Origin of the sequence: Methylobacterium sp. 190mf, assembly GCF_900107945.1 — a bacterium.
Taxonomy (GTDB): domain Bacteria; phylum Pseudomonadota; class Alphaproteobacteria; order Rhizobiales; family Beijerinckiaceae; genus Methylobacterium.
In genome coordinates, this window is the sequence record NZ_FNVI01000015.1 from 34,476 (window position 1) to 53,986 (window position 19,511).

Consider the following 19,511-nt stretch of genomic DNA (forward strand, 5'->3'; position numbering starts at 1 on the left):
TCGGCCCGATCCAGGAGTTCCGTACCGATGCAGTCTGATATCGCTCGCCGCGGCGCCGCCGCGGCGCTGGGCCTGACCCTCGCCCTCGCTCCGATGAGCGTCGGGGCGCAGGAGCTGACCGGCACCCTCAAGAAGGTGAAGGACGCCAACGCCATCGTCATCGGCTACCGCGACGCCTCCGTGCCGTTCTCGTATCTCGGCGCCGATCAGAAGCCGATCGGTTACGCGATGGACATCTGCTACAAGATCGCCGACGCGGTGAAGGCCAAGCTCAACCTCCCGAACCTCGAGGTGAAGCTCAACCCGGTCACCTCCGCCACCCGCATCCCGCTGATGGCGAACGGCACGATCGATCTCGAGTGCGGCTCGACCACCAACAACGCCGAGCGCGAGAAGCAGGTGTGGTTCACCAACTCGCACTTCCTGACCGCGACCCGCTACGTCTCGAAGAAGTCGGCCAACCTGCACACGATCGAGGACCTGAAGGGCAAGACCGTCGTGTCGACCTCGGGCACCACGAACATCAAGCAGATCAACGAGGCCAACACGGAGCGCAAGCTCGGCCTGACGATCCTGCCGGCCAAGGACCACGCCGAGGCGTTCCTGATGGTCGAGACCGGCCGAGCCGCCGCCTTCGTGATGGATGACGTGCTGCTCGCCTCGCTCGCCGCCTCGTCGAAGGACCCCTCCGCCTACGAGATCTCCACCGAGGCCCTGTCGAAGCCCGAGCCCTACGGCATCATGCTCCGCAAGGACGACACGGAGTTCAAGAAGGTCGCGGACGACGCCACCGCCAAGCTCTACACGAGCCCCGAGGGCAAGGCCCTCTACGACAAGTGGTTCACCCAGCCGATCCCGCCGCGCAACATCAACCTCAACCTGCCGATGAGCGCGGAGATGAAGAAGCAGTTCACGACCCCGATCTCGAGCCCCGATCCGGCGGCCTACTGAGACCCGTTCGGTCCGGTTTCATGCCATGATGCGCACCGCGGGCTCCGGCCCGCGGTGCGTCTCTGTAAGTTCACAGTAGAAGCGGCGCGATGAACTACAACTGGAACTGGCGGATCTTCTTCGACGCCTCGCCTGAGGGCAACGGCACGTATCTCGACATGCTGCTCTCGGGGCTCATGTGGACGGTCACGACCGCGCTCTGCTCCTGGGTGATCGCCTTCTTCCTGGGCTCCCTGGTCGGCGTGATGCGCACCCTGCCGTCGAAGCCCGCGAACGCGATCGGCACGGCCTATGTCGAGCTGTTCCGCAACGTGCCGCTGCTGGTGCAGATGTTCCTCTGGTACTTCGTGCTGCCCGAAGTGGTCCCGACCCGGATCGGCGACGCGATCAAGCAATTGCCGGACGCGCCGTTCTACACGGCGGTGGTCTGCCTCGGCTTCTTCACCGCGTCCCGCGTGGCCGAGCAGGTCCGCGCCGGCATCCAGTCGCTGCCGCGGGGCCAGCGCATGGCCGGCACCGCCATGGGCTTCACCACCTATCAGACCTACCGCTACGTGCTGCTGCCCAACGCCTACCGGATCATCCTGCCGCCGATGACCTCGGAATTCCTCAACAATCTCAAGAACACGTCGGTGGCGCTGACCATAGGTCTGCTGGAGCTGACCGCCCGGGCCCGCTCGATGCAGGAATTCTCGTTCCAGGTGTTCGAGGCGTTCACGGCCGCGACGATCCTCTACGTGATCATCAACCTCGTGGTCGTCACGGCGGCGACCTTCCTGGAGAAGGCGGTCGCCATCCCCGGCCAGCGCTGAGGGCCGCCCGCTTCCGCTCCGCCACCCCGCCCGACGGCCACCGGTAACAGGCCCCGATGCTCTCGAATTTCGACTTCTCCGTCATCGTCTCCTCCCTGCCCTACCTGTTCGGTCAGGGCATGGTCTTCACCGTGACGCTCACCGCCATGGCCGCCGTGGGCGGCGTCATCATCGGCACGCTGCTGGCGATGGCGCGCCTGTCGGGCATTCCCGGCCTGTGGCACCTCGCCAAGGCCTACGTCGAGCTCTGCCGCTCGCTGCCGCTGGTTCTGGTGATCTTCTGGTTCTACTTCCTAGTGCCGTATATCGGCGCCTACCTGACCGGATCCTCGACGCCGATCCAGGTCGGCGCCTTCCCGTCGGCCCTGATCACGTTCATGGCCTTCGAGGCGGCCTACTTCTCGGAGATCATGCGCGCCGGCATCCAGTCGATCCCGAAGGGTCAGACGGCCGCCGCCCAGGCCCTCGGGATGAACTACTGGCAGACCATGGGCAACGTGATCCTGCCCCAGGCCTTCCGCAACATGCTGCCGCTGCTGCTGACCCAGACCATCATCCTGTTCCAGGACACGTCGCTGGTCTACGTGCTCTCGCTCACCGACTTCATGGGCGCCGCCTCGAAGGTCGCCCAGCGCGACGGCCGTCTCGTCGAGATGTATGTCTTCGCCGCCGTGGTCTATTTTGCGATCTGCTTCTCGGCCTCGTACCTCGTGCGCCGCCTGCAGCGCCGCGTGGCCATCATCCGCTGACCGACACTGGAGACCGTGTCATGACCTCGTCCCCGATGCCGGCCCCCACCGCCGCCGAACCCGTCGCCGATGCCAGCCACGCGCCGAAGGATGCGGGCCTGCAGCCGGGCAGCCTGATCTCCGGCGCCCAGGCGGTGGCCCCCGGCGAGACGATGATCGCCATCGACAACATCAGCAAATGGTACGGCGACTTCCAGGTGCTGACGAACTGCAGCACCCAGGTCGCCAAGGGCGAGGTCGTGGTCGTCTGCGGTCCCTCGGGCTCGGGCAAGTCGACCCTGATCAAGTGCGTCAACGCCCTGGAGCCCTTCCAGAAGGGCCAGATCACGGTGGCCGGCACGAAGGTCGCCGACAAGGCCACCAACCTGCCGAAGCTCCGCTCGCGGGTCGGCATGGTGTTCCAGCACTTCGAGCTGTTCCCGCACCTGTCGATCACCGAGAACCTCACCATCGCCCAGCGCAAGGTGCTCGGCCGCGGCGCCGAGGACGCGAAGAAGCGCGGCCTCGACCTGCTCGCCCGCGTCGGCCTGGGCGCCCACGCGAACAAGTTCCCGGGGCAGCTCTCGGGCGGGCAGCAGCAGCGCGTCGCCATCGCCCGGGCCCTCGCCATGAACCCGGTGGTGATGCTGTTCGACGAGCCGACCTCGGCGCTGGACCCCGAGATGGTCGGCGAGGTGCTCGACGTGATGGTGGAGCTCGCCAAGGAGGGCATGACCATGATGGTCGTGACCCACGAGATGGGCTTCGCCCGCAAGGTCGCCGACCGGGTGATCTTCATGGATCGCGGCGAGATCGTCGAGGACGCCCGGAAGGACGAGTTCTTCGGCAGCCCCCGCTCCGAGCGCGCGCAGACCTTCCTGTCGAAGATCCTGCAGCACTGACGGCGGGCCGTCAGGCCAGCGCCTCCTGCGCGGCCCGGTATTCCCGGCCGTGCCGGCAGTAGCCCTCGACGATGCGGATCATCATCGCCCGCTTCTCGGCGTCGAGGGGCCCCAGGATGCGGGCGGGGCGGCCGCCCCAGAGGTAGCCGGCCTCCAGGATCTGCCCGGGATCGGTGGTGGCCCCGGCCGCCAGCATGACGTCGTCGGCGATGAGGGTGCCGGCCGCGATCGTCGCGCCGATGCCGATCAGCGCCCGCGCCCCGATCCGGCAATCGGCGATCCGGACATTGTGGGCGATGGTCGTGTCCCGACCGATCACCACCCCGTCCGCCCGGGTGCGGATGACCGTGTTGTCCTGGATGTTGGTGTCCGCGCCGACCACGATCGGTCCGACTTCCGCGTTGAGGTCGCAGCAGAACAGCACGCTCACGCCGGCGCCGAGGCTCACCCGTCCGCGCAGGCGGGCGGTGCGCGCCACGAAGACGCTGTCCTCGACCTCCAGCGCCTCCCCGGCCGGGAGCGCGGGCCCGTCGCCCATCCGCTCGCGCAACCGCTCGGCCCGCTCGGCGACCTCGTCGGATCCGATCGCGCGGCTGGGGCGGGCCGGGCTGCCCGCGTAGGCGAAGCCGCCGGGCAGCGTCGCCCGGGGGAAGACCGTCGCGCCGGCCTCGAGGACCGCGCCGTCGCCGACCTCGGCGCCGTCGAGGATCACCACGTCGTCCTCGACGACGACGTCGGAGCCGAGCGTGCAGGCGTGGACCACGCTGTTGCGCCCGACCGTGACCCGGTCGCCGCACCGGGTGCCGTGCGTCGCGGTGGCGATGTGCACCGTCGAGCGGTGGCCGAGCCAGAAGCGGTCGCCGAGGGTGACGGTCTGGCCGTCCGCGCGAATCACCGCCTCGTCGCCGATCCAGGCCTGCGCGCCGATCCGGGCGGCGCCGATCACCGTGCTGCCGCGGCCGCACCAGACGGGGCGACTGGCGAAGTCCGGCTGCTCGCCGTCGTAGGGCAGGATCAGGTCGGGGGTCACGCGGGTATCCTTCTCCAGCGCCGTCCGGAGCGCGCGGGGACATCCGGACGATGGCGGGCCGCGCGCCGGGCCGGCAGGGCGCGACGGACCGTGTCATATAGCGGCGGGACCGGGTGTGACAGGGACGGGGCTGGTCCGCGAAGCCGGGGCCTCCTATGGATCGGGCCATGAGCGCCCCCGTCCCGAGCGTCGGCATCCAGGCCGAGCCCTTCGACACCGCGGCCGAGATCGCCGGCCTGAGCGCCGCGCTGGGCGGCCGGGCCGGCGCCATCGTGACCTTCACCGGCCTGTGCCGCGACGAGGGCGGGCGGCTGACCGCCCTCGAGCTGGAGCACTACCCCGGCATGGCCGAGGCCGAGATCCGGCGCGTCGCCGACGAGGCGATGGCGCGCTGGCCGCTCCAGGCCCTGCGGGTGATCCACCGGCACGGCCTGGTCCGTCCGGGCGACGGCATCGTGCTGGTGGTCACCGCCGCCAGCCACCGGGTCGCGGCGTTCGAGGCCGCGGACTTCCTGATGGACTACCTCAAGACCCGCGCCCCGTTCTGGAAGCGGGAGCACCTCGCCGACGGCACGACCGGCGGCTGGGTCGAGGCGGCGGCCCACGACGAGGCCGCGGCCGGCCGCTGGGCCTGATGGCCGTGCCCGGGGTCGCGCTCAGGCTGCCCCAGGGCGCTCGACGATCGGCGCGATGATCGGGGCCGCGCCCGCGGCACCGACGCGCGAGTCCGGGACGGACCACGCCGCCGGGCCGATGGCCGGTGTCGATGGGCCGGCCCGGGCCGAGGGGCGGACCCTGTCGGTCGCCGTCCGTGCCGACGGTGCGGCTCCCGGCGGCCGGAGCCTGCGGTCCGGCGACTTGCGCGGACGACGCGCGGACGACGCGCGGACGCGCATCCCCACCCCGGATTGCACAGAAGCCGGCCGCCGGACTTGACCCCTGAGAGCCCACGGCGTTCGTGAGCCCGCGGTTTAGGAGCGACGATGTCGGACAGCAGCCTTCAGGAACTGGACGGCCCCGTCGGGCCCTGGCGCGGGGCCGCACCGCTGGCGGCCTCGGGGATCGCCGTGGTGTGCTTCGTGGTGGCGCTGGCCCTGGCCTGGATGTCGGCCGGCACGCTCCTCTTGATCTTCGCCGGGGTGCTCCTCGGCGTGTTCCTCGACGGCCTGACCCGCGGGCTCGGCCGCGTCCTGCCCCTCCGGCGAGGATTGCGGCTGTCCATCGCCAGCCTCGCGGTCGCCGCCGCGGTGATCGGCTTCGGGAGCTACGGCGGCGCCACCATCGTCCAGCAGGGCCGCGACCTCGGGACGACGATCAAGGATCAGGCCGGAACCGTCACGGGCTGGCTGTCGGAGCGGGGCATCGACGTGCCGAGCCTCGCGCCGCAGGGCGGTGGCAAGGACGGCTCGACGGATGCGGGCCAGAGAGAGGGGGGGCTCGGCGGCCTCGCCAACGGCCTGCTGAAGGGCGGCAGCTCGATGGTGTCGGATGCCGGCAGCGTCCTGGGGCCGGCCGCGGCGGTGATCCTGGGCCTGTTCGACGCCCTCGGCAACGTGCTGGTGATCGCCTTCCTGGGGCTCGCCTTCGCGGCCGACCCGAAGGCCTACCGGGACGGGGTCGTCCGGTTCGTGCCGCCGGCGAAGCGCTGGCGGGCCAGCCAGGTCCTCGACGGGGCCGGCGAGACCCTCCGCCACTGGCTGTTCGGCCAGCTGATTATCATGGCGGTGATCTTCCTGTGCACCTGGGCCGGCCTCGCCTTCCTGGGTATCGGCGGCGCGCTGATCCTCGGCCTGCAGGCTGGCCTGCTCGCCTTCGTGCCCACGGTCGGGCCGCTGGTGGCGGGCCTCGTCATCGTCCTGGCCGCCCTGGCCTCGGGCACGAAGGCGGTGATCGGCGCGATCGGCGTCTATCTCGCGGTCCAGTGCCTGGAGAGCTACGGCCTGACGCCGTTCATCCAGAAGCGGGCGCTCGACATCCCGCCGGCCACGATCTTCGCCGGCCAGCTGATCCTGGGCGTGATCTTCGGGCTCTGGGGCATCGCCCTCGCCCTGCCGCTGATGGCGGTGATCAAGGTCCTGCTGGAGCAGCTCTACGTGGAGGACACGCTCCACGAGCAGCCGAGCAGCTGAGCGCCCCGGGCGCCCGCGCCGTCGACGGGCGCGGGCGGCCGGTCAGCCGCGCAGCGCGGCCTCGATCATCCGGGCGACCGCCAGGGCCCGGCCGTCGTCGCCGAAGCGGCCGATCACCTGGACGCCCACCGGCAGGCGGTGGCCGGGCACCGGCACGTTCACGCAGGGCACGCCCATCAGCGTCCACAGCTGGTTGAAGCGCGGGTCGCCCGTCGAGGCCAGGGTCGCGGGCGCCGGGCCCGGCGCCGAGAAGGTCAGGATCGCGTCGTAATCGGCGAAGAGGCCCTTCAGCACCCGGCGGGCGTGATGGCCGTGGCGGCGCCCGTCATCGTACTGGGCCGGGCTGATCGTCGCCCCGTCATCGAGATGGGCGCGGGTGCGCGGCGGCAGCGCGTCGACCTGCGTGTCGTACTCCCAGGCCAGCGCCAGCCGACCCTCGTAGTTCTGGATGAGGCGGTGGCGTTCCCAGGCCTGCGCCAGCTCGGTCGGCAGGGCGAGGTCGCTCACCCGCGCCCCGGACCGCTCGGCCGCCTGCCGGGCGCGGGTGAGCGCCGCCTCGGCCTCCGGCTCGGGGGTGCCGGCGAAATCCTGCCGCACCACGGCGATGCGCGGCGCCGAGCCCCCCTCCGCCCGCTCGATCTCCGGCCGCCCGGTGACGAGCGCGAGGGCGTGGGCGACGTCCGCGACCCCGGCGGCGAACAGCCCGACCGTGTCGAGGGCCCACGAGTAGGTCTTCACGCCGACCGTGGGGATCAGCCGGAACGACGGCTTCACCGCCGCGCAGCCGCAGAAGCTCGCTGGCCGGATCACCGAGCCTGCCGTCTGCGTGCCCAGGGCCAGCGGCAGCATCCCGGCGCCGACGGCGGCGGCCGAGCCCGCCGAGGAGCCCCCCGGCGTGTGGCCGGGATCGTGCGGGTTGACCGTCTCGGTCGGATCGCTGCTGGCGAAGGCCGTGGTGGTGGTCTTGGCGAGGGCGACGGCACCGAGCTGCTTCAGCCGGCTCACGACCGCGGCGTCGCCCCGGGGCTTCCAGCCCGCGTAGATCGGCGAGCCCATCTGGGTCGGCAGGCCCGCGCTGTCGATGATGTCCTTCACGCCGACCGCGATGCCGGCGAGCGGCCCGGTCTCGGGGATCGCCGGCGCCGCGTCGAGGGTGACCAGCGCGCGCAGGTCCGGCTCCCGCGCGGCGATCGCGGCGCGGCACAGGTCGATCGCGCCCGCGGGCGTCAGGGTGCCGGCTTCGATGCGGGCGCGGAGGTCGAGAAGCGAGAGCATAATGCATTCAGTCCGCGGTCCGCGGCGCTGTCAACCGAGACGCCACAGCCGACGGCATTCCCGAAACGCCGTTGACGAACGCTTTACGCGACCGTGCGCATCGTCCGGGTCATGTGGCGTGGCGTATCCCTGTTCTCGGCCCTTGCGCTGTTCGGTGCGGGCCTCACCGCGTGCTCGATCAATCATTTCGAGCGACGTGAACCGTGGCGCGATCAGGCGGAGCAGGTCTGCCTGGCCAAGAAGCTCGTCGAGCCCTCGGAGTACATCACGCCCATCGCGGCGATGGATGGCCCGGGGCCCTGCGGCATGCAGCAGCCCTTCCGGGTGACGCGGCTCGGCAGCGGCTCCGTCCTGCTGAAGCAGCGGATGACGCTGGGCTGCCCGGCGCTGGCCGAGGCCGAGGCGTGGCTCGCCGACACGATCCAGCCGGCCGCCAACCTCTACTTCGGCGTGCCGGTGGCCGAGATCAACGCCGGCTCCTATTCCTGCCGCGGCCGCAACAACCAGCCCGGCGCCAAGCTCTCCGAGCACGGTTTCGGGAACGCGATCGACGTCATGTCGATCAAGCTCGCCGACGGCCACGTGATCACCGTCAAGGGCGGCTGGCGCGGCACGGAGGCCGAGCAGGGCTTCCTGCGCGAGATCTTCCTGGGCGCCTGCCAGCGCTTCACCACCGTGCTGGCGCCCGGCTCGAACGTGTTCCACTACGATCACATCCACGTCGATCTCGCACGGCACGACCCGCGCGGTCTGCGCCGGATCTGCAAGCCGCTGATCAAGTTCACGCCGCAGCTCGGCACCGGGGCCGAGCGGCCGCTGAGCCGCCCGATCCCGCCGCAGCGCCAGCCCGCCGGCCCTCAGGCGCCGGTGGACGTCGAGGAGGACGATCCCTACGGCGTGTCGCCGATGTCGAAGGCCGGGAGCGCGACCCAGGTCGCCCGTGCGCCCGCCCGGCCCCTCGACCGTCCGGCCGCGGCCTCGGCCTACACCGCGACGGCGCCCGTGCGGCCGGCACCGCGGGTCGCCGCCGCCCACGACGAGCCCGCGCAGGAGTACGACGAGCCGCTGCAGCTCGGCGCGCCGCCGAGCGCGGAGCCGATCTACTGAGAGGCGGGCGCGACCCGCGGGGCTCGCGCCGGGCGCCGGATCCGGCCGGGCGCCGATCCCGCGCCGCGCCCCGACCGGTGACTGTAGCGGCCGCGCCGCACAGGCCGGCAAAGCGCCGGCGCGGGACTGCCGGAGCTTGACTGGCGGCGCGGCGAAGCCATCGTTCGCGGATGCAGGATCGCACATCCGTCGAGGCACGCGCCATGCGCCCGGTTCTTCACGGCTTCGCCCTCGGGCTGGCCCTTCTCGCCCTGGCCCAGCCGGCGCTCGCCCGGTCGGCCCGGGAGGACATCGAGCCCGCCGAGGAGCGGATCTTCCCGTTCGACGCGCAGATCCCGGGCTGCCAGGACCCGTCGGTGCTGGAGCGGGTCTCGACCAACTTCGCCGAGAAGGAGGCGAAGTTCTGGAACTCGTCGATGACGATCCTGTCCTTCGACACGATCGAGCGCACCGCGTGGCGGCCCTGGGGCCTCGACACCTATCCGCGCCGGTTCTGCACCGCGACCGTGACCACCTCCGACGGGGTCCGCCGCAAGGTCGACTACTCGGTGCGCGAGAGCCTCGGCATCATCGGCGCGACCTGGGGCGTCGAGTTCTGCATCCACGGCCTCGACCGGGACCTCTCCTACGCCTACGCCACCGCCTGCCGGATGGCGCGTCCCTGACCATGCGCGGGCGCGCCGCCGGCCTCGCGGGCCTGCTCCTCGCCGGGTCGGCCGCCGCCCCGGCCGCCGCCCAGGATTACGGCGGCTTCGCCCGGCGCGGCGCGCCCGGCGACTTCGACTTCTACGTCCTCGCCCTGTCGTGGTCGCCGACCTACTGCGCGGGGCCGGGCGCCCGCCGGGACGACGTCCAGTGCGCCCCCGGACGCGGCCTGGGCTTCGTCGTCCACGGCCTGTGGCCGCAATACGCGAGCGGGTATCCGCAGAACTGCTCGGCGGTGAACCGCGCCCCGACCCGGCAGGCCATGGAGGTCGCCGGACAGGTCTACCCGAGCGAGGGCCTCGCGCGGTACGAGTGGCGCAAGCACGGCACCTGCTCGGGTCTCGATCCCGCCGCCTATTTCGCGGCCGCCCGCACGGCGCGGCTCGCGGTGACGATCCCCGACGGGCTCAAGGGCGGCGCCCCGCCGCAGACCCTCGCGCCGATCGAGATCGCCCGGCAGTTCGTGGCGGCCAATCGCGGCCTGCGCCCCGACATGATGGCGGTCACCTGCACCCGCGGGCAGCTGCAGGAGGTCCGGATCTGCTTCGGCAAGGACCTGCGCGGCTTCACCCCCTGTCCCGAGGTCGCCCGCGGCAATTGCCGGGCGCCCGAGGTGAGCCTCGACGCCGCGCGCTGAGTTTTTTCCGCCTTTCGCACGCCGGCCCCTGGACCCGGCGCCCGGGATCGGCTTCAGCGCGCTGCCATGAACTATCGGCACGCCTTCCACGCCGGCAACCACGCCGACGTCCTCAAGCACCTCGTCCTGGCGCGGGTGCTCGACCACCTGCGCCGCAAGGACAAGCCGTTCCGGGCGCTGGACGCCTTCGCGGGCCTCGGCGTCTACGATCTCGAGGCCGACGAGGCGGCCCGGACCGGAGAGTGGCGGGACGGCTGGGGCCGGATGGGGGCGCCCTTCGCGCCGGAGGTGGAAGCGCTGCTGGAGCCCTACCGGGCCGCGGTGGCGGCGGTGCGCGCTCGACACGGCACCACCGCCTATCCGGGCTCGCCGGCCGTGATCCGCGAGGCGCTCCGCCCTGGCGACAAGGGCGTGTTCGTCGAGCTGCACCCGGCGGACGCCGCGACCCTGCAGGACCGCTACGCCCGCGATCCCCGCACCAAGGTGATGAACCTCGACGGCTGGACCGCGATCAACGCGCAGATCCCGCCGCCGGAGCGGCGCGGCCTCGTGCTGATCGACCCGCCCTACGAGGTGCCCGGCGAGATCGAGCGCCTCGGCGCCCATCTCGCCCGCGCGGTGGCGAAGTGGCCGACCGGCCTGTTCCTGGCCTGGTACCCGATCAAGGACGCCGCGGCCCTCGACCAGATGGTCCGCGACCTCGGGGCCGCCCTGCCCCGCCCCGCCCTGCGGCTCGACCTGCTGATCGACCGGCCGGACGACCCGACGCGGCTGACCGGCAGCGGCCTGATCGTCGTCAACCCGCCCTGGCGCCTCGCCGAGGAGGCGATGCTGTTCCTGCCGGCGCTCGCCGAACGTCTGGCCCGGCAGGACTTCGGAGGGTTTCGCTGCGATCCGATCGGCCCGGCCGCCTGACTCGGTAGAATTGGGGCGCCGCGCCGAAGACCTCCGGACCCTCGCGGAAGGAAAAGGACGGGGTTCCGATACAATTGTGGCGGCAAAGTCACATTTCCGCAACGAACGTAGTCAGCGATACGGAACTGCCTAAAAATTATGCAACTGCTTCATGTTTGATTTTGTGTCAATCGCACCGCGATGTCAGCTTGGCCGTCGACGAACCCGAACGAGCTGCGACACCATGCTGAAGCGATCCACCCTGGCCGGCCTGGCCACCGTGCTGCTGTCCTCGACCAGCATCCTCGCGGCCGACCTGTCGGCCCCGGCGCCGGTTCCGGTCGCGCCTCCCGCCGAGCCCTGCAAGGCCACGCTCCTCGGCCCGGCCTACGGCGGCGTGATCAAGGCCAACCCGAATCCGAGCTGCTTCTCGGCCGGACCGCTCGGCGACCTCTACGTGGGCGGCGCCATCACCGGCTACGGCTACACCCAGTCGAACCCGTTCGCGTCGTTCTCGACCCCGGCGGCGCCCAACGACCGCGACCGCGCGGCCCGGTTCGACTTCTCGAACGTGCAGGGCATCATCCAGAAGCCCGAGGGCGCGTTCCAGTTCTACATCCAGGCCGGCGGCTACTCGATCCCGCAGCTTGGCTTCCCCACCCTCAGCACCTTCACCCAGACCGACCTTCTGTTCGGCCCGGTCCCGGTCGCCTACGGCAAGATCCAGATCAACGATGAATGGTCGGTCCAGGGCGGCCGGATGTTCACCATGATCGGCACCGAGCTGCTGTTCACCTACCAGAACCTGAACATCAACCGCGGACTCCTGTTCGTGCAGGAGAACTTCATCAACCAGGGCGTGCAGGTCAACTACAGCAGCGGGCCGCTCTCGGTGTCGGTCGCCGGCACGGACGGGTTCTTCTCCAACGAGATCTCGTGGTTCACCGGCAACGTCGCCTACAAGCTCGACGACTACAACACGATCGGCGTCAACGGCGGCCTGAACCTCGGCCGCACCAACGCCCTCGACCGCAGCCCGCGCTACCAGTTCGCGACGCCGAACCTCCAGCAGAACAGCGGCATCTTCAACATCAACTACACCTACGCGAACGGCCCGTGGATCATCTCGCCGTACTTCCAGTTCACCAACGTCGAGCGTGACCTGCGCGTCGGCATCGCCAACTCGGCCTCGACCTACGGCGGGGCGCTGCTGGCGGCCTACTCCTTCACCGACAACTTCGCCCTGGCCGGCCGCGTCGAGTACACCGAGCAGACGGGCGTCCGCGGGTCGGGCGGCACCAACCTGCTGGGCTTCGGCGCCGGCAGCAACGCCTTCTCGGTGACCGTCACGCCGACCTTCACCTTCGACCGCTACTTCTTCCGGGTGGAGTACGCCCACGTCGAGCTCGGCGGGATCACCCGCGGCAACCTCGCGGAAGGCACGCTCGGCACCGGCTTCGGCCGCACCGGCAACCGCACCTCGCAGGACCGCTACATGGTCGAGACCGGCATCACCTTCTGATCGGACCGCCCGGTCCGGCTCAGGACGCCTGTCAGCGAGCCCCCGGCCTCAGGCCGGGGGCTTTTTCGTGGCCGCGCGACACCGGTCCCGGCCCGGCACGCCTTCCCCGAGTTAGGCTCGCCTGAGCAGGCGCCGGCCCGGCCGGTGGCCTTCCTCGCCGGTGTCGCGGAAGCCGAGCTTCTCCAGCAGGCCCCAGGAGGCGACGTTGGCGGGGCGGCACTCCGCCACGACGACGCGCGCCGGGAAGCGCCCCCCGAGGAGATCGAGGATCGCCGAGACGGCCTCGTAGGCGTAGCCGCGCCCGCGGGCGGCGCCGCCGACCCAGTACCCGATCTCGATCGTGCCGGCGCCGCGCAGATGCGTGCCGAAGACGCCGACGAGCGCGCGCCCGGGCGGATCGGGCGCGCCGTCCCGCGTCCAGGCGCCGAGGAAGCAGTCCCGGCCCCGGGCGCAGCTGCGAATCAGGTCCTCGGCATCTTGCAGGGTGAACGGCGTCGGCAGGAAATCCACCGCCGCGGTGATGGCCGGATCGTCGGTGAGCGCGCGGACGGCCGGCGCGTCGGCAGGCCGGAGGGCGGCGATCGCGAGGCGCGCCGTCTCGAGCGCCGGCAGGTCGGCCAGGGTGTCGCGCGCGCCGCGGATGGTAAACATGGATGCGATGTGGGGTGCCGGCCGGTTACGAAAAGGGACGATCCCGCGAGCGGGAATCATCCTCTGGGCCGCGCGAAAACCTTGCACCTACCTTCGCTCCAGGGTCGCAGACCGCCGGAACGGGAACGGTTGCTTAACCTGAATCCGTCTTCATTGGCGCATCAGGTTGCGTCAGGCAAACGGGTGCGTCGATGCGGGTGCGCGGTACGGGTCAGATGTTGCGGACGCTGTCGCGCGTCGCGCTCATCGGCATCATCGGCGGTGCGGCTGCCGCCTGTTCGTCGGACGCGTCGCGTCTGACGAACCCGTTCTCGAACCCGTTCGACTCGGAACCCTCCGCGACCGGCAGCCTGCCGGACGGGAGCCTCAAGTCCGTCCCGCCGGTCCGGACGGGCCGCATCCAGTCGGAGGCGCTCGGCGCCCCCGCCGCCGCGCGGCCGTCCGCCGCCGCGACGCCGGTTCAGACCAACGCCGCCGCCCCCGCGACCCGCGTCGCCTCGACCGGCAAGGTCGGCTGGAGCGCCGAGGGTGGCACGCAGATCACCGTGTCGCGCAACGACAGCCTGAACCAGATGTCGACCCGCTTCGGCGTGCCCGCTTCGGCGATCCTGGCCGCCAACGGCCTGAGCAACGCGAACCAGATCACGCCCGGCCGCCAGATCGTGATCCCGGTCTACAACGCCTCCGGGCTGAACCCCGCCGCGTCCCCGATGACCGCCCGGCCGGCCCGGGCCGCCGAGGAGAAGCGCGAGGACGCCAAGCAGGTCGAGAACAAGATCGCGACCAAGCGAGAGGAGGCCAAGGAAGCCGCCAAGGAGGCCGCCCAGAAGCTGGCCGAGGCGAAGGCCGCCAAGGAGGCCGCGCAGAAGGCCGCCGCCGCCGAGAAGGAGGCGGAGCGCAAGGAGGCGCTCGCCCGCGACGCCGCCGCCCGCAAGGTCGCCGACGCCAAGACCCGCAAGGACGTCGCCCTGAAGGAGGGCGAGAAGCCGAAGCACGTGCGCCCGGGACAGGTCGCCAAGGCGGACGAGAAGAAGGCCGACGAGAAGAAGGCGGATCCGAAGGCCGAGGCCAAGGCGAAGGCCGAGGCGAAGGCTCAGGAGGCCAAGGCCGAGGCGAAGGCCGCCGCGAAGGCGGAGGCCGCCCAGAAGCTGGCCGAGGCGAAGGCCGCCAAGGAAGCCGCCCAGAAGGCCGCCAAGGAGGCTGCCAAGGAGGCTGCCGCCGCCGAGAAGGTCGAGAAGGTCGCCGCCAAGGAGGCGCCGAAGGCGGCCCCGGTCGCTGCCGCGCCGGCCAAGCCCGAGCCCGCCGCCACCGGCTCCGTGGCCGAGGCGACGGAGAACTTCCGCTGGCCCGCCAAGGGCCGGGTGATCTCCGGCTACGGCACCTCCGGCAACGAGGGCATCAACATCGCCGTGCCGGAGGGTACTCCGGTCAAGGCCGCCGAGGAGGGCACGGTCGCCTATGCCGGCTCCGACGTGAAGGGCTACGGCAAGCTGGTCCTCGTGCGCCACGCCAACGGCTACGTCTCGGCCTACGCCCATAACGGCGAGATCGACGTGAAGCCCGGCGAGAAGGTCAAGCGCGGCCAGACCATCGCGAAGTCCGGCGCCTCCGGAAACGTGACCTCGCCGCAGCTGCACTTCGAGATCCGCAAGGGCGGCGCGCCCGTGGATCCGATGTCCCAGCTCGCCAGCAACTGAGACGGACCGCGCGGGGCCGAGGCCGGCCCGCGCGGCACCGAACGAGAGGCAAGATGCGGCGGCGGTCCCGGACGGGGCCGCCGTTTCGCGTCGTCCGCCGTCCGGCCGCCCCGGCTCGCGACCCGCGCCGGCTGTCCTAAGCCTTCGGCGCCTGCAGCGTCCCCTCGGGGCTGTGACGGTCGACGGTCTCGGGCAGGGCCTGCGCCAGGGTCGGGAACAGCTGGTCCATCGGAACGCCGAGCTTCTCCGCCATCTGGCGCACCTGCTCGTTGTCGAGGACCTTGCGCAGATCCTCGGCTGTGATCGGCTCGTTCGGGCCGCGGCCGAGCCAGGAATTGACCTGGCTCTCGTAGCCGGAGCGCCGGAGCTGATCGAGCAGCGCGTTCAGTCCGCCGGGCAGCACCTGCTGGATCACGCCCGGCAGTGCCTTCAGCGCGATCTGCCCCAGCGAGCCGCCGAGAGTGTTGAGCAGACTCATGTGGACCCCCGTCGAATGGTCAGTGGCGCGAGTCTAGAGCAATCTCCGCGAAGCGGGAGAGGCCGGTGGTCCGCGACGCGCCGGTGTGAACCGCAATTTAGTCGACAGCGATCGGCCTTTGGTCCGGAATGCCGGCCGGGACATCGGTCCGCGGTCGGCTCTCATGAGATCCCTGGCGCTGTCATGCGTGCTCGCGGTCGCGTCCGTCTCCGCGGCCCTGCCGGACGCGGAAGCGACGCGTCCGGTGCAGGAGCGCTTTGCTCAAGAGCGCCCTCTAGCGGATGCCGTCTTCGTTCGGCCGCTCTATGGCACGTACCGCCATTGTGGCGGCTCCTGCCTGAAGAGCGGCGAACTGTCGTGGTTCTGCTTCGCCAGGCAGAGCTGCCACCTGAGCTGCGCGACCGCGCCGCCGCAGATGAAGTGCGCCGCCCCGTGAGGTGGGCGATCAGCGGACCTGGGTGCTGAAATTCGGCTGCGGCTTCAGCGTGCCGTTCTCGCTCTGGTCGGCGACCGCCGCGGGCAGGAACTCCGCCAGCACTGTGGGGACCCGCGCCTCCGGAACGCCGAGATCGTACGCGAGGCGCTCGGTCACGCCCTGCGGCAGGCAGGCCGCGATGGCGCTCTCCGGCACCGTCTGCCGCGCGCCCGAGCCGAGCCAGGATGCCACCGCCTCCCCGTGCCCGGTCTCCCGCAGGCGGTCGAGGAAGGACGGGAGGCCGCCGGGATAGAACTTCGCCAGCGACAGGGCGAGCTTGCCGCTGCCGGTCTCCTCGAGGGCCCGGTCGGCCGCCGCAACCACATCGCCGATCAGGGTCTTCGCACCGTCGAGCAGGCCCATGGTTCTCCACCGTCGCGCTTCTTCGTCGCAGGGTGAAGTCGGGCGCGAACCGGCGACGGCAAGCGCGTGCGGCAATTGCGCGGCGAACCGGCTAGGATCCCGGCGTCACGAACCCGGGAGCCATCGATGAAGCGCGTGCGGGCCGGCGTCCTGGAGGTCGCCTATCTCGAGTCCGGTCCGGCCGGCGGGCCGACGGCGGTGCTGCTCCACGGCTTCCCCTACGACGTCCACGCCTGCGCGGCCGCGGCCGCGCAGCTCGCCGCCGACGGCGTGCGCTGTCTCGTGCCGTACCTGCGCGGCTACGGGCCGACGCGCTTCCTGGATGCCGCCACGCCGCGCTCCGGCGAGCAGGCGGCGCTCGGGGCCGACCTGCTCGCCTTCCTCGACGCCCTCGGCGTCGGGAGCGCCGTGCTCGCCGGCTACGATTGGGGCGGCCGGGCCGCCTGCGTGGTGGCGGCGCTCTGGCCGGGCCGGGCCCGGGGCCTCGTCAGCTGCGGCGTCGGCTACAACATCCAGAACATCCCGGCCGCCGGGCGGCCGGCCGCGCCGGAAACCGAGTACCGCCTCTGGTACCAGTACTATCTCCACGGCGAGCGCGGCCGCGTTGGCCTCGCGGAGAACCGGGACGCCTTCTGCCGCCTGCTGTGGCAGCTGTGGTCGCCGACCTGGGCCTTCGACGCGGAGACTTTCGCGCGGACCGCCCGCGCCTTCGACAATCCCGACTTCGTCGACGTGGTGGTGCATTCCTACCGCCACCGCTTCGGCCTCGTTTCGAGCGATCCGGCGCTGGTGGCGATCGAGGGGCGGCTGGCGGCCCAGCCGGCGATCGCCGTGCCGTCGATCGTGCTGCTCGGCGCCGATGACGGCGTCGGGCCGCCGCCCGCCACGGATACCGACGCCCGCCATTTCACCGGGCCGTACCGGCGTGAGATCGTCGCGGGGGTCGGCCACAACTTTCCCCAGGAGGCGCCGGACGCCTTCGCGGCGGCGATACGCGCCCTGCTATGAGCGCGCCGCCGATGCCCGGCGGTTCGGCGTTGCTTTCGGGAAGCCCCTGGCTATAGTCCGCGCGCTTTTCGACAGGTCTGCGGGCGCCACATCCGGCGGCAGGCCTGCGCGCCATTCGCAGGAGACGCTCGTTGATCACCCCCGCCTTCGCGCAAGGGGCCGGTGCGGCCGCTGGCGGAGCGGAGATCGCCTTTCAGGTGGTCCCGTTCGTCCTGATTTTCGTGATCATGTACTTCCTGATCCTGCGACCGCAGCAGAAGCGGGTCAAGGACCACCAGGCGCTGCTCAAGTCCGTGCGCCGGGACGACACGGTCGTCACCAACGGCGGCCTCGTCGGCCGCGTGACCAAGGCTTCGGACGACCAGGCCGAGATCGAGGTCGAGATCGCCCCGAACGTGCGCGTGCGGGTGGTCCGGTCGATGATCTCCGAGGTCCGCGCCAAGGGCACGGTGAAGGCCGCCTGATTCCCGGTTGAACCGGCCGGCGCCGCGCGCCGGCCCAAAAGAGAAAAAGACGGCCGATGCTGCGCTTCTCCCGTGCGAAGATCATCGCGACACTGGGCCTGATCCTGGTGGGGCTGATGCTCGCCGTGCCGAGCTTCTTCTCGCCCGAGCAGCGCAAGAGCTTCGTCGCCAGCCTGCCCCCCTGGTTCCCCAGCTGGGTGGTGCCGACGCGCGCGATCGTGCTCGGCCTCGACCTGCAGGGCGGCTCGCAGCTGCTGCTCGAGGTGGACCAGAACGAACTGATCGCCTCGCAGGCGAAGGCCCTGCGCGACGACGTGCGCCGCGTGCTCCAGCAGGAGAACGTCCGCGCCGACGGCGGCATCGGCCTGCTGCCGCGCGGCGTGCAGGTGAAGATCGACGACGCCGCCGCCCGGGCCAAGGTCCTGCCGAAGCTCCAGGAGCTGTCGCAGCCGATCACCACCTCGATCGGCCAGACGGCGGCCCGCACCCTGGACATCGCCGAGCAGCCGGGCGGGGTGATCCGCTTGACCCTCACCGATGCCGGCATCACCGACCGCACCCGCCGGGCCGTGAGCCAGGGCATCGAGGTCATCCGGCGCCGCCTCGACTCGACCGGAACCACCGAGCCTTCGATCCAGCAGCAGGGCGCGGACCGGATCCTGATCCAGGTGCCCGGCGAGCAGAACCCGGAGCGGCTCGAGAAGCTGCTCGGCTCCACCGCCAAGCTCGAGTTCCGCATGCTCGCCGACAGCCCCTCGGGCGACGTCGACATGCTGCCCTCCAAGGACGAGAAGGGCGCCAAGGTCCCGGTGGAGCGCCGGGTCATGGCCGACGGCGGCGAGCTGACCGACGCGCAGCCGTCCTTCGACCAGCAGTCCCACGAGCCGATGGTGAGCTTCAAGTTCAACCTGCGCGGCGCGCAGCGCTTCGGACAGGCGACCTCGGAGAATATCGGCCGGCGCATGGCGATCGTGCTCGACAACGAGGTCGTGTCGGCCCCGGTGATCCGCTCGGCGATCACCGGCGGCTCGGGCCAGATCACCGGCAATTTCACCGTGCAGCAGGCCAACGATCTGGCGGTCCTGCTGCGCGCCGGCGCGCTGCCCGCGAAATTCACCGTGGTCGAGCGCCGCGTCGTCGGCCCGGGCCTCGGCCGCGACTCCATCGAGGCCGGCAAGCTCGCGACCCTGGTGGCGGCGGCCCTCGTCGTGACCTTCATGTTCGCGACCTACGGGACCTTCGGTTTCATCGCCAACATCGCCCTCATCGTCCACGTCGGGCTGATCCTCGGCCTGATGTCGGTGCTGGAGGCGACCATGACGCTCCCGGGCATCGCCGGCATCGTGCTCACCATCGGCACCGCGGTGGATTCGAACGTGCTGATCTACGAGCGCATGCGCGAGGAGCAGCGGGCCGGCCGCTCGCTGATCTCGGCGCTGCAGGCGGGCTTCGACCGGGCCTTCGCCACCATCATCGACTCGAACTCGACCATGGCGATCGCCGCCCTGATCCTGTTCTTCCTCGGCTCGGGCCCGGTGAAGGGCTTCGCCGTGGTCTTCATCCTCGGCATCCTCACCACGGTCATCACCGCGGTGACGCTGACCCGGATGATGATCGCGGTGTGGTACAATACGTTCCGGCCGAAGACCCTGCCGTTCTGATTAGTCTGGGAGGCCATCGAGG

At 71.2% G+C, this 19,511-nt stretch carries 21 protein-coding genes; 16 read left to right on the top strand and 5 right to left on the bottom strand.

Annotated elements, in window-relative coordinates; translation table 11 throughout:
- Positions 1–27 precede the first annotated feature (27 nt).
- The 4 genes from C4T42_RS18365 to C4T42_RS18380 all read left to right on the top strand — a co-directional run bounded on the left by C4T42_RS18365 (position 28) and on the right by C4T42_RS18380 (position 3,393).
- Positions 28–951: an amino acid ABC transporter substrate-binding protein gene (locus tag C4T42_RS18365; protein ID WP_020094228.1), complete on the top strand. Its 924-nt coding sequence runs from the start codon at positions 28–30 to the stop codon at positions 949–951.
- Between the two features lie 89 nt (positions 952–1,040).
- Complete coding sequence (locus C4T42_RS18370) at positions 1,041–1,763, top strand: amino acid ABC transporter permease (protein ID WP_020094227.1); 723 nt, start codon at positions 1,041–1,043, stop codon at positions 1,761–1,763.
- 56 nt (positions 1,764–1,819) lie between these two features.
- A complete protein-coding gene (locus tag C4T42_RS18375) occupies positions 1,820–2,512 on the top strand; it encodes an ABC transporter permease subunit (protein WP_020094226.1) in 693 nt (230 codons plus the stop codon).
- 152 nt (positions 2,513–2,664) lie between these two features.
- On the top strand, positions 2,665–3,393 hold the full coding sequence (locus C4T42_RS18380; RefSeq protein ID WP_026605094.1) for an amino acid ABC transporter ATP-binding protein: 729 nt from the start codon (positions 2,665–2,667) through the stop codon (positions 3,391–3,393).
- A 10-nt stretch (positions 3,394–3,403) separates the two neighbouring features.
- On the opposite strand, the gene C4T42_RS18385 is transcribed toward C4T42_RS18380, so the two are convergent.
- Positions 3,404–4,423 carry a DapH/DapD/GlmU-related protein gene (locus C4T42_RS18385; RefSeq protein ID WP_103985590.1) on the bottom strand — a complete coding sequence of 340 codons (1,020 nt, stop codon included), beginning with the start codon at positions 4,421–4,423 and terminating at the stop codon, positions 3,404–3,406.
- Between the two features lie 167 nt (positions 4,424–4,590).
- Between C4T42_RS18385 and C4T42_RS18390 the strand changes: the two genes are divergently transcribed.
- Positions 4,591–5,058 (top strand): molybdenum cofactor biosynthesis protein MoaE, encoded by a 468-nt coding sequence (locus tag C4T42_RS18390; RefSeq protein ID WP_244603224.1) that lies wholly within the window; start codon positions 4,591–4,593, stop codon positions 5,056–5,058.
- 348 nt (positions 5,059–5,406) lie between these two features.
- The gene (locus tag C4T42_RS18400; RefSeq protein ID WP_020094221.1) at positions 5,407–6,552 is read left to right on the top strand and encodes an AI-2E family transporter; all 1,146 of its coding nucleotides are present in this window, start codon (positions 5,407–5,409) and stop codon (positions 6,550–6,552) included.
- A 42-nt stretch (positions 6,553–6,594) separates the two neighbouring features.
- Here the strand turns inward: C4T42_RS18400 and C4T42_RS18405 are convergent, their stop codons facing one another.
- Positions 6,595–7,827 (bottom strand): amidase, encoded by a 1,233-nt coding sequence (locus C4T42_RS18405; protein WP_020094220.1) that lies wholly within the window; start codon positions 7,825–7,827, stop codon positions 6,595–6,597.
- A gap of 111 nt (positions 7,828–7,938) precedes the next feature.
- Here C4T42_RS18405 and C4T42_RS18410 point away from each other — a divergent pair, with 111 nt between their 5' ends.
- The 5 genes from C4T42_RS18410 (at position 7,939) to C4T42_RS18430 (ending at position 12,692) form a co-directional block, all read left to right on the top strand.
- A complete protein-coding gene (locus C4T42_RS18410) occupies positions 7,939–8,934 on the top strand; it encodes an extensin family protein (protein WP_026605092.1) in 996 nt (331 codons plus the stop codon).
- 203 nt (positions 8,935–9,137) lie between these two features.
- Positions 9,138–9,599, top strand: coding sequence for a hypothetical protein (locus tag C4T42_RS18415; protein WP_020094218.1), 462 nt, complete (start codon positions 9,138–9,140; stop codon positions 9,597–9,599).
- A 2-nt stretch (positions 9,600–9,601) separates the two neighbouring features.
- Complete coding sequence (locus tag C4T42_RS18420) at positions 9,602–10,276, top strand: ribonuclease T2 (RefSeq protein ID WP_020094217.1); 675 nt, start codon at positions 9,602–9,604, stop codon at positions 10,274–10,276.
- A 66-nt stretch (positions 10,277–10,342) separates the two neighbouring features.
- Positions 10,343–11,191, top strand: coding sequence for a 23S rRNA (adenine(2030)-N(6))-methyltransferase RlmJ (rlmJ, locus tag C4T42_RS18425; protein WP_103985592.1), 849 nt, complete (start codon positions 10,343–10,345; stop codon positions 11,189–11,191).
- A 223-nt stretch (positions 11,192–11,414) separates the two neighbouring features.
- On the top strand, positions 11,415–12,692 hold the full coding sequence (locus C4T42_RS18430; protein ID WP_020094215.1) for a porin: 1,278 nt from the start codon (positions 11,415–11,417) through the stop codon (positions 12,690–12,692).
- A gap of 111 nt (positions 12,693–12,803) precedes the next feature.
- On the opposite strand, the gene C4T42_RS18435 is transcribed toward C4T42_RS18430, so the two are convergent.
- Positions 12,804–13,343, bottom strand: a complete 540-nt coding sequence (locus tag C4T42_RS18435) for a GNAT family N-acetyltransferase (RefSeq protein WP_020094214.1) — start codon at positions 13,341–13,343, stop codon at positions 12,804–12,806.
- A 191-nt stretch (positions 13,344–13,534) separates the two neighbouring features.
- On the opposite strand from C4T42_RS18435, the gene C4T42_RS18440 reads away from it, so the two are divergent.
- Positions 13,535–15,040 carry a peptidoglycan DD-metalloendopeptidase family protein gene (locus tag C4T42_RS18440; protein ID WP_103985593.1) on the top strand — a complete coding sequence of 502 codons (1,506 nt, stop codon included), beginning with the start codon at positions 13,535–13,537 and terminating at the stop codon, positions 15,038–15,040.
- 136 nt (positions 15,041–15,176) lie between these two features.
- On the opposite strand, the gene C4T42_RS18445 is transcribed toward C4T42_RS18440, so the two are convergent.
- The gene (locus C4T42_RS18445; protein WP_020094212.1) at positions 15,177–15,518 is read right to left on the bottom strand and encodes a YidB family protein; all 342 of its coding nucleotides are present in this window, start codon (positions 15,516–15,518) and stop codon (positions 15,177–15,179) included.
- 163 nt (positions 15,519–15,681) lie between these two features.
- Here C4T42_RS18445 and C4T42_RS18450 point away from each other — a divergent pair, with 163 nt between their 5' ends.
- Positions 15,682–15,954: a hypothetical protein gene (locus C4T42_RS18450; protein ID WP_020094211.1), complete on the top strand. Its 273-nt coding sequence runs from the start codon at positions 15,682–15,684 to the stop codon at positions 15,952–15,954.
- 9 nt (positions 15,955–15,963) lie between these two features.
- On the opposite strand, the gene C4T42_RS18455 is transcribed toward C4T42_RS18450, so the two are convergent.
- Complete coding sequence (locus C4T42_RS18455) at positions 15,964–16,356, bottom strand: YidB family protein (RefSeq protein ID WP_020094210.1); 393 nt, start codon at positions 16,354–16,356, stop codon at positions 15,964–15,966.
- A gap of 126 nt (positions 16,357–16,482) precedes the next feature.
- On the opposite strand from C4T42_RS18455, the gene C4T42_RS18460 reads away from it, so the two are divergent.
- The 3 genes from C4T42_RS18460 to secD all read left to right on the top strand — a co-directional run bounded on the left by C4T42_RS18460 (position 16,483) and on the right by secD (position 19,489).
- Positions 16,483–17,364: an alpha/beta hydrolase gene (locus C4T42_RS18460; RefSeq protein WP_020094209.1), complete on the top strand. Its 882-nt coding sequence runs from the start codon at positions 16,483–16,485 to the stop codon at positions 17,362–17,364.
- 131 nt (positions 17,365–17,495) lie between these two features.
- Positions 17,496–17,828 carry a preprotein translocase subunit YajC gene (gene yajC / locus C4T42_RS18465; RefSeq protein ID WP_020094208.1) on the top strand — a complete coding sequence of 111 codons (333 nt, stop codon included), beginning with the start codon at positions 17,496–17,498 and terminating at the stop codon, positions 17,826–17,828.
- Between the two features lie 56 nt (positions 17,829–17,884).
- On the top strand, positions 17,885–19,489 hold the full coding sequence (gene secD / locus C4T42_RS18470) for a protein translocase subunit SecD (RefSeq protein ID WP_020094207.1): 1,605 nt from the start codon (positions 17,885–17,887) through the stop codon (positions 19,487–19,489).
- Positions 19,490–19,511 lie beyond the last annotated feature (22 nt).

What these genes read in the sequence shown, in the direction of transcription:
- rlmJ (WP_103985592.1), top strand. Translation starts at nt 10,343, where the DNA reads ATGAACTATCGGCACGCCTTCCACGCCGGCAACCACGCCGACGTCCTC.
- C4T42_RS18455 (WP_020094210.1), bottom strand. Translation starts at nt 16,356, where the DNA reads ATGGGCCTGCTCGACGGTGCGAAGACCCTGATCGGCGATGTGGTTGCG.
- C4T42_RS18435 (WP_020094214.1), bottom strand. Translation starts at nt 13,343, where the DNA reads ATGTTTACCATCCGCGGCGCGCGCGACACCCTGGCCGACCTGCCGGCG.
- C4T42_RS18410 (WP_026605092.1), top strand. Translation starts at nt 7,939, where the DNA reads ATGTGGCGTGGCGTATCCCTGTTCTCGGCCCTTGCGCTGTTCGGTGCG.
- C4T42_RS18460 (WP_020094209.1), top strand. Translation starts at nt 16,483, where the DNA reads ATGAAGCGCGTGCGGGCCGGCGTCCTGGAGGTCGCCTATCTCGAGTCC.
- C4T42_RS18415 (WP_020094218.1), top strand. Translation starts at nt 9,138, where the DNA reads ATGCGCCCGGTTCTTCACGGCTTCGCCCTCGGGCTGGCCCTTCTCGCC.
- C4T42_RS18420 (WP_020094217.1), top strand. Translation starts at nt 9,602, where the DNA reads ATGCGCGGGCGCGCCGCCGGCCTCGCGGGCCTGCTCCTCGCCGGGTCG.
- secD (WP_020094207.1), top strand. Translation starts at nt 17,885, where the DNA reads ATGCTGCGCTTCTCCCGTGCGAAGATCATCGCGACACTGGGCCTGATC.
- C4T42_RS18440 (WP_103985593.1), top strand. Translation starts at nt 13,535, where the DNA reads ATGCGGGTGCGCGGTACGGGTCAGATGTTGCGGACGCTGTCGCGCGTC.
- C4T42_RS18370 (WP_020094227.1), top strand. Translation starts at nt 1,041, where the DNA reads ATGAACTACAACTGGAACTGGCGGATCTTCTTCGACGCCTCGCCTGAG.
- C4T42_RS18400 (WP_020094221.1), top strand. Translation starts at nt 5,407, where the DNA reads ATGTCGGACAGCAGCCTTCAGGAACTGGACGGCCCCGTCGGGCCCTGG.
- C4T42_RS18380 (WP_026605094.1), top strand. Translation starts at nt 2,665, where the DNA reads ATGATCGCCATCGACAACATCAGCAAATGGTACGGCGACTTCCAGGTG.
- C4T42_RS18450 (WP_020094211.1), top strand. Translation starts at nt 15,682, where the DNA reads ATGAGATCCCTGGCGCTGTCATGCGTGCTCGCGGTCGCGTCCGTCTCC.
- C4T42_RS18390 (WP_244603224.1), top strand. Translation starts at nt 4,591, where the DNA reads ATGAGCGCCCCCGTCCCGAGCGTCGGCATCCAGGCCGAGCCCTTCGAC.
- C4T42_RS18405 (WP_020094220.1), bottom strand. Translation starts at nt 7,827, where the DNA reads ATGCTCTCGCTTCTCGACCTCCGCGCCCGCATCGAAGCCGGCACCCTG.
- C4T42_RS18375 (WP_020094226.1), top strand. Translation starts at nt 1,820, where the DNA reads ATGCTCTCGAATTTCGACTTCTCCGTCATCGTCTCCTCCCTGCCCTAC.
- C4T42_RS18430 (WP_020094215.1), top strand. Translation starts at nt 11,415, where the DNA reads ATGCTGAAGCGATCCACCCTGGCCGGCCTGGCCACCGTGCTGCTGTCC.
- C4T42_RS18365 (WP_020094228.1), top strand. Translation starts at nt 28, where the DNA reads ATGCAGTCTGATATCGCTCGCCGCGGCGCCGCCGCGGCGCTGGGCCTG.
- C4T42_RS18445 (WP_020094212.1), bottom strand. Translation starts at nt 15,518, where the DNA reads ATGAGTCTGCTCAACACTCTCGGCGGCTCGCTGGGGCAGATCGCGCTG.